Below are 6635 nucleotides of genomic sequence, written 5' to 3' on the forward strand. Positions count from 1 at the left end.
GTATTTCCGGATTACTCAAGGATTATAACATGAAAAAAATGAATCAACAACTGAGTTCACTATTTATTAATAATTTTCATAAGAAGTTTTTCATTTTCCAGCCGCGCCTTGATTCTTGGCTGCCTAAGAAGTGGTTCGCCGTCTGTGTGGACCGCAAGGGGCGCCTGGCTTATGAACTCTGCGGACCGGCAGGTGAACCGGTATACGCCGGGGAGCCTGGTGTGAAGGCCGGCGTAGGCAAGGGGCAGCGCGAGAAGGAGCAGAGGCTTGGGAAGACCGCAGACAGCGATCACATCCAGGCGTCCGTCCAGAGGGCTTGCACCTTTGCAGAAACGGAAACCGCCCCCTTCGCAGGGCAGGTTCATGACTGTGGCAAAATAGACTCTGGAAAGGGAAATCTTCCGATGGTCGTCCAGGATCAGCGTCATATCCTGCGGATACAGAAGATACAATTGGCGAAGGGCAACCCCGGTGTAGGTAAGTTTTCCCAGATGCAGGCGGTTCAGCAAAGCTTTCAGAGGAGAAAGCATCACCTGCTGGCAGACGGCGGCGTCAAAGCCCATCCCGGCGCTGACAAGAAACCGGCGCTTTTTGTCGCCCCAGCGGACACAGCCCACGTCCAGCGGACGGCAGGGAGCTGACAGCGCCGCAAGGAGAGCTTCCGCTGGATCTGTGGGAAGCCCAAGCCCCCGGGCCAGATCATTGCCAGAGCCAACCGGGATATAGGCAAGCATTGTCCCGGCAAGATCGGAAATGCCGTTGATCACTTCATTGACTGTGCCGTCTCCGCCAACAACAATGAGCGTGTTCCTGCGACCGCCCGAGGTAAGTTCCCGGGCAAGCTTTGTTGCGTGCCCCTGGTATCTGGTGAAAAACACCTGGTATTCGATCTTTTGTTTTTCAATAAGGGGAAGAAGCCTCTGAAAGGTCTTTTCTCCCTGGCCCGATCTTGCGGCCGGATTGACGATAAAATAATACATACATGACTCCTTTTTCGGACAGGTCAGAACAGGCCGTCCAGATATACGCGAAGAGACCGTTCCATGTTCCCTTCAAAGTCGGAGTGGCCGTTTTGCAGACACCAGTCAAATACATTGCCGATGACAATGATCCGGATGTCCGAAGTTACTTCTTCCAGCGGAAGCGGCAGAGTGATCACACCGGCCTCCATGGCTTTTTGCAGATAATCATGGACCGTCACGATAGGATAGGACCGTTCCGTGCGGGTCAGCGGATTTAAGGACTGGTTCTTTGGCGTATAGTAATTGGCCATAAAGGCAACGCCAAGCTCCCGGCAATAGTGGACATAATTCAGATAGACCCGGACTATTGCATCCTTTGCTTCGTCAGGCGTGGCCGGGAGATCCAGATAACCGGGATCCATGCTGGGCTGCTCTTCAATGTAATAAGAGAGCAGGTCGTCTTTGGTCTTAAAGTGGTGATAGAAACTTCCGTTGGATACTCCTGCGGCATCGCAGATATTCTTGATAGACAGAGCTTCATAGCCCTGCTCCTGAAGGATCGTTTTAGCGGCCTGAAAGATCCGGGCCTTCGTCTCTCTTGATTTCTGCTGCTGCCTGGAAAGCTCCTGTGTCGTTGTCTCCATAAGAAAACTCCCCTTTTCTCAATGATCTCGATGAGTCAAGTATAGCATGAGACAGGGGCTTTTTCAAGAAAACAGAGTGAACTCGGTATAGGGAAGACGGTTGCGGAAGGGGGAAAGATTCGTTATAATTAGTTCCGGTGTTTTTAATATAAGAAAGGATTATCATATATGGATATCAGTCAGAAGATCACAGAAGAGCTGGGAGTAAAAAAATGGCAGGTGGATGCGGCGGTATCCCTGATCGACGAAGGAAATACGATCCCCTTTATCGCCAGGTACCGCAAGGAGGCCACCGGCACACTGGACGACGAACAGCTCCGCTGCCTTTATGAGAGGCTTACCTATTTAAGAGGGCTGGAAGAAAAGAAGACGCAGGTGCTGGGAAGTATCGAAGAGCAGGGGAAATTGACGGAAGAACTGAAAAAGCAGATCCTGGCGGCAGAGACACTGGTTGCCGTGGAGGATCTTTATCGCCCTTACCGGCCCAGGCGCAGGACCCGCGCTTCCATTGCCAGAGAAAAGGGGCTGGAGCCTTTGGCGGCGCTGATCCGTCTGCAAAAGGCTGAAACGCCGCTGCTTACACTTGCCGAAGACTATGTGGATCCGGAAAAAGGAGTGGAAAATGCCGGGGAGGCGCTTGCCGGGGCAAAGGATATCCTGGCAGAATCCATTTCCGATGAAGCGGATTACCGGACCTATATCCGGGCGCTGACCCGGAAAAAGGGCAAAATCACGTCAACGGCAAAGGATCCGGAGGTCGAATCTGTCTATGAAATGTACTACGACTTTGAGGAACCGGTGGCAAAGCTTGCCGGACACCGGGTGCTGGCTCTGAACCGGGGAGAAAAAGAAAAATTCCTGACTGTAAAGGTGGAGGCTCCGGAGGAGGAGATCCTAAGATATCTGCAAAAACAGATCCTAAGAGGAGACAATCTTCATACGGCGCCCATTCTGCAAGAGGTGATCCAGGACAGCTATCAGCGGCTGATCGCGCCGGCTATCGAGCGGGAGATCCGAAATGAGCTGACAGAAAAAGCTGAAGACGGAGCCATAGAGGTGTTTAAGAAGAATCTGGAGCAGCTTCTGATGCAGCCGCCCATTGAAGGGCATACGGTGCTTGGATGGGATCCGGCGTTTCGCACTGGCTGTAAACTTGCGGTGGTAAATCCCACCGGAAAAGTGATCGCAACCACGGTCATCTATCCGACGGCGCCCACAACGTCGGCCAGGATCAAAGCGGCGAAAGATGTTCTGAAAAAATTCATTGAAAAATATAACATTACATTGATCTCTCTGGGGAACGGGACGGCTTCCCGGGAATCCGAGCAGTTTATCGTAGAGCTTTTAAAGGAGATCCCCAGGAAGGTGCAGTATGTGATCGTAAGCGAGGCAGGCGCGTCGGTCTATTCGGCCAGCAAGCTTGCCAGTGAAGAATTCCCCGGGTTTGACGTGGGACAAAGAAGCGCTGCCTCGATTGCAAGGAGACTTCAGGATCCCCTGGCAGAGCTGGTAAAGATTGATCCAAGGGCGATTGGCGTCGGACAGTACCAGCATGACATGAATCAGAAGAAACTAAGCGAAGCCCTCACCGGCGTGGTGGAATCCTGCGTCAACCGGGTGGGCGTGGACCTGAACACAGCTTCTGCGCCTTTGTTGTCCTATATCTCGGGTATTTCCGGAACGGTGGCAAAAAACATAGTGGCCTTCCGGGAAGAGAACGGCAGATTTGAAAGCCGTCAGGCGCTTTTGAAAGTACCGAAGCTGGGACCGAAAGCGTTCGAGCAGTGCGCCGGATTCCTGAAGATTTCCGGAGGTAAAGATCCGTTGGATGCGACTGCGGTACACCCGGAATCTTATGAAGCGGCCAGAAAACTCCTGGAGAAGCAGGGATTCACACCGGAAGACATCAGGAATGGAAGGCTTTCCGGACTGTCCTTAACCATCCGCGATTACCGGACCCTGGCCGGAGAGCTTGGAACCGGAGAGATCACGCTTAAGGATATCGTAACAGAGCTGGAGAAGCCGGGAAGAGATCCAAGAGACGAGATGCCCCGCCCCATTTTAAGGACGGATGTGCTGGATATGAAGGATCTCAAAGAAGGAATGATCTTAAAGGGAACGGTTCGGAATGTGATTGATTTTGGCGTGTTTGTAGATATCGGAGTCCACCAGGACGGACTGGTCCACATTTCCGAGATCAGCGAGAAGAAATTTATCAGACATCCGCTGGAAGTGGTGCATGTGGGCGATGTGGTGGATGTGAAGGTATTAAGCGTGGATCTGAAGAAGAAGCGGATCCAGCTTACCATGAAGGGAATCTCCTAAGAAGGAAAGAGAGGTTATAGATATGGGGACGAAGAAAAGGAAACTTGCAGGGACCGTGATCGGCGTTGTGGGCGGAAATGCCCTGATCGCCTTTGCGGTAGCCGCGTTTATTGTGCCACAGGGAATCATCATGGGCGGGGCTACCGGTATCGGCCTTCTGCTTAGCAGGATCATTCCGCTGCCATTGTCCATGCTGGTGCTGTCCGTGAACGCGGCGCTGTTTATCTGGGGAACCATTGTGCTGGGGAAAAAGTTTGCTGTAACCACCATTGCAAGCACCTTTCTCTATCCTGTGCTCCTGCAGGCCATCCAGATGATCCCGGGGATTGACGTTTTGTCGGAGAATATTATGCTGTCGGCCCTCTATGGAGGTGTGATCCTGGGAGCAGGCATCGGTATGATCGTAAGAGTGGGGGCGTCCACAGGAGGTACAGACATCTTCGCCCTGATCTTTAACAAATGGTTCCATATTCCGGTGGCCGTGCTGTTGTATGTGGTGGACTTTCTGGTGCTGGGGAGCCAGATCTTTGATTCCACTTCAGAGCAGGTCCTTTATGGTATCATTACTCTGGTGCTGGAGACTTTATTTATGAATAAGGTAATGCTTTTTGGAAAGTCGCAGATCCAGGTGTTTATTATTTCTGACAAGTATGAAGAGATCAGGAAGAAGGTGCTGACAGAGATAGACGCGGGCGTGACTTTATTTTACATTGAGACCGGCTATGACGCCAGAGAGCAAAAAGGCGTGATGTGCGTGCTTCAGAACCGGAAGCTGTACGCCCTGCGGGAGCTGGTGCAGGCGGTGGACGCCAAGGCGTTTATTACTGTAAGTCAGATCAATGAAGTCAGCGGACGGGGATTTACGCTGGACAGAGTCTATGAAAAAGATGCGGCCCGGGCAGAAAAATAGAGGGCAAATGACAGAAAAGGGGTAGGAATCCTGTCTCTTTATCTATATAATGATAAGTAAGATATCAGGGGAAACGAAAGGAGTGTAGTCGTGAAACGAGAGGATGAAAAATATCAGGCCTATGTCCAGATATTGAAGGAAGAACTGGTTCCGGCCATGGGATGCACGGAACCCATCGCTCTTGCTTATGCGGCGGCAAAAGCAAGAGAGGTGCTGGGGGAGATTCCCGATGAAGTGAAGGTGGAGGCCAGCGGCAGCATTATCAAAAATGTAAAGAGCGTGATCGTGCCAAACACCAATCACCTGAAAGGGATCCCGGCTGCGGCTACGGCAGGGATCATAGCCGGACGGGCAGAGAAAGAGCTGGAAGTGATCGCGGAGGTAACAGAAGAGCAGATTGAGGCGATGAAGGAATTTCTGCAGACCAGAAAGATCACGGTAGAGCATGTGGATCACGGGATCACATTTGAGATCATCGTTACCGTAACAAAAGGAGATTCTTATGCAATGGTAAGGATCGCCAATTATCACACCAATATCGTACATATTGAAAAGGATCACAAGGTGCTTCTGGACATTCCGGTGGAAGGGGAGAACGAAGAAGGACTGACAGACCGGAGCCTTCTGGATGTGGAGGATATCTGGGACTTTATTAACACCGTAGAGATCGAGGATATCCGGGAAGTGATCGGTCGCCAGATCGAATACAATACCGCGATCGCAGACGAGGGTCTAAGAGGAGACTACGGCGCCAATATCGGACGGGTCCTTCTGGAAACATATGGCGACAGTGATGTGAAGGTTCGGGCAAAGGCCCGGGCGGCTGCAGGATCTGACGCCAGGATGAACGGCTGTGAACTGCCGGTGATCATCAATGCGGGAAGCGGCAACCAGGGCATGACCTGTTCCCTTCCGGTGCTGGAATACGCCAAAGAGCTGCAGGTCGGCGAGGATAAGACCTACCGGGCACTTGCGCTTTCCAATCTGGTGGCCATCCATCAAAAGACAGGGATTGGCAGACTGTCTGCATACTGTGGGGCAGTCAGCGCCGGAGCTGCGGCAGGAGCCGGTATTGCCTACCTGTGCGGCGGCGGATATGAGGAAGTGATCCACACCGTTGTAAACGCGCTGGCCATTGTGTCCGGCATGGTCTGTGACGGAGCCAAGGCGTCCTGCGCGGCCAAGATCGCAGAGTCTGTAGACGCCGGCATCCTGGGATACAATATGTATATCCGCGGACAGCAGTTCTACGCAGGAGACGGGATCGTTACCCGGGGTGTGGAGGCAACCATTCATAACATCGGACGGCTGGGGAAAGATGGTATGAGGGAGACCAACGAAGAGATTATCAAAATGATGATTGAAGAATAAATGATAACAAAAGGAGGTTTTCATTATGGAAATCAGGGAAGGCTATATGCCATTTAAGGAGTACAAAACGTATTATCGTATCGTAGGAAAGAAGACAGGAAATAAAAAGCCGCTGGTTCTTCTGCATGGAGGACCGGGATCCACGCACAATTATTTTGAGGTGCTGGACCGTCTGGCAGAAGAGGATGGCCGCGAGCTGGTAATGTACGATCAGATCGGATGTGGAGAGTCTTATGTGGACAACCGTCCGGATCTGTGGAAAGCTGAGACCTGGATCGAAGAACTCAAGGCGATCCGGGAGCACCTGGGTCTGGATGAGATCCATCTTCTGGGACAGTCCTGGGGCGGTATGCTGCTTCTGGATTATGTCTGCAACTATAAACCGGAGGGGCTTAAGAGCCTGATCCAACACGCGATCTAGTG

General features: G+C 52.0%; 5 protein-coding genes and 1 pseudogene. 4 read left to right on the forward strand and 2 right to left on the reverse strand.

Annotation, left to right across the window (positions count from 1 at the left end):
• Positions 1-59: 59 nt before the first annotated feature.
• Complete coding sequence (locus tag ABGT54_RS12250; RefSeq protein WP_346664325.1) at positions 60-980, reverse strand: YegS/Rv2252/BmrU family lipid kinase; 921 nt, start codon at positions 978-980, stop codon at positions 60-62.
• 23 nt (positions 981-1003) lie between these two features.
• Positions 1004-1606, reverse strand: a complete 603-nt coding sequence (locus ABGT54_RS12255; RefSeq protein WP_346664326.1) for a TetR/AcrR family transcriptional regulator — start codon at positions 1604-1606, stop codon at positions 1004-1006.
• Positions 1607-1774: 168 nt separating this feature from the next.
• Here ABGT54_RS12255 and ABGT54_RS12260 point away from each other — a divergent pair, with 168 nt between their 5' ends.
• From ABGT54_RS12260 to ABGT54_RS12275, 4 genes and pseudogenes are all read left to right on the forward strand, one after another.
• On the forward strand, positions 1775-3931 hold the full coding sequence (locus ABGT54_RS12260) for a Tex family protein (protein ID WP_346664327.1): 2157 nt from the start codon (positions 1775-1777) through the stop codon (positions 3929-3931).
• Between the two features lie 22 nt (positions 3932-3953).
• Positions 3954-4841, forward strand: coding sequence for a YitT family protein (locus ABGT54_RS12265; protein WP_346664328.1), 888 nt, complete (start codon positions 3954-3956; stop codon positions 4839-4841).
• 90 nt (positions 4842-4931) lie between these two features.
• On the forward strand, positions 4932-6212 hold the full coding sequence (locus tag ABGT54_RS12270; protein WP_346664329.1) for an L-serine ammonia-lyase, iron-sulfur-dependent, subunit alpha: 1281 nt from the start codon (positions 4932-4934) through the stop codon (positions 6210-6212).
• 22 nt (positions 6213-6234) lie between these two features.
• A pseudogene (locus ABGT54_RS12275) lies at positions 6235-6618 on the forward strand (alpha/beta fold hydrolase); the annotation flags it as partial.
• Between the last annotated feature and the right edge of the window lie 17 nt (positions 6619-6635).

The organism is uncultured Merdimonas sp., assembly GCF_963929015.1.
In the GTDB taxonomy this organism is placed as follows: domain Bacteria; phylum Bacillota; class Clostridia; order Lachnospirales; family Lachnospiraceae; genus Merdimonas.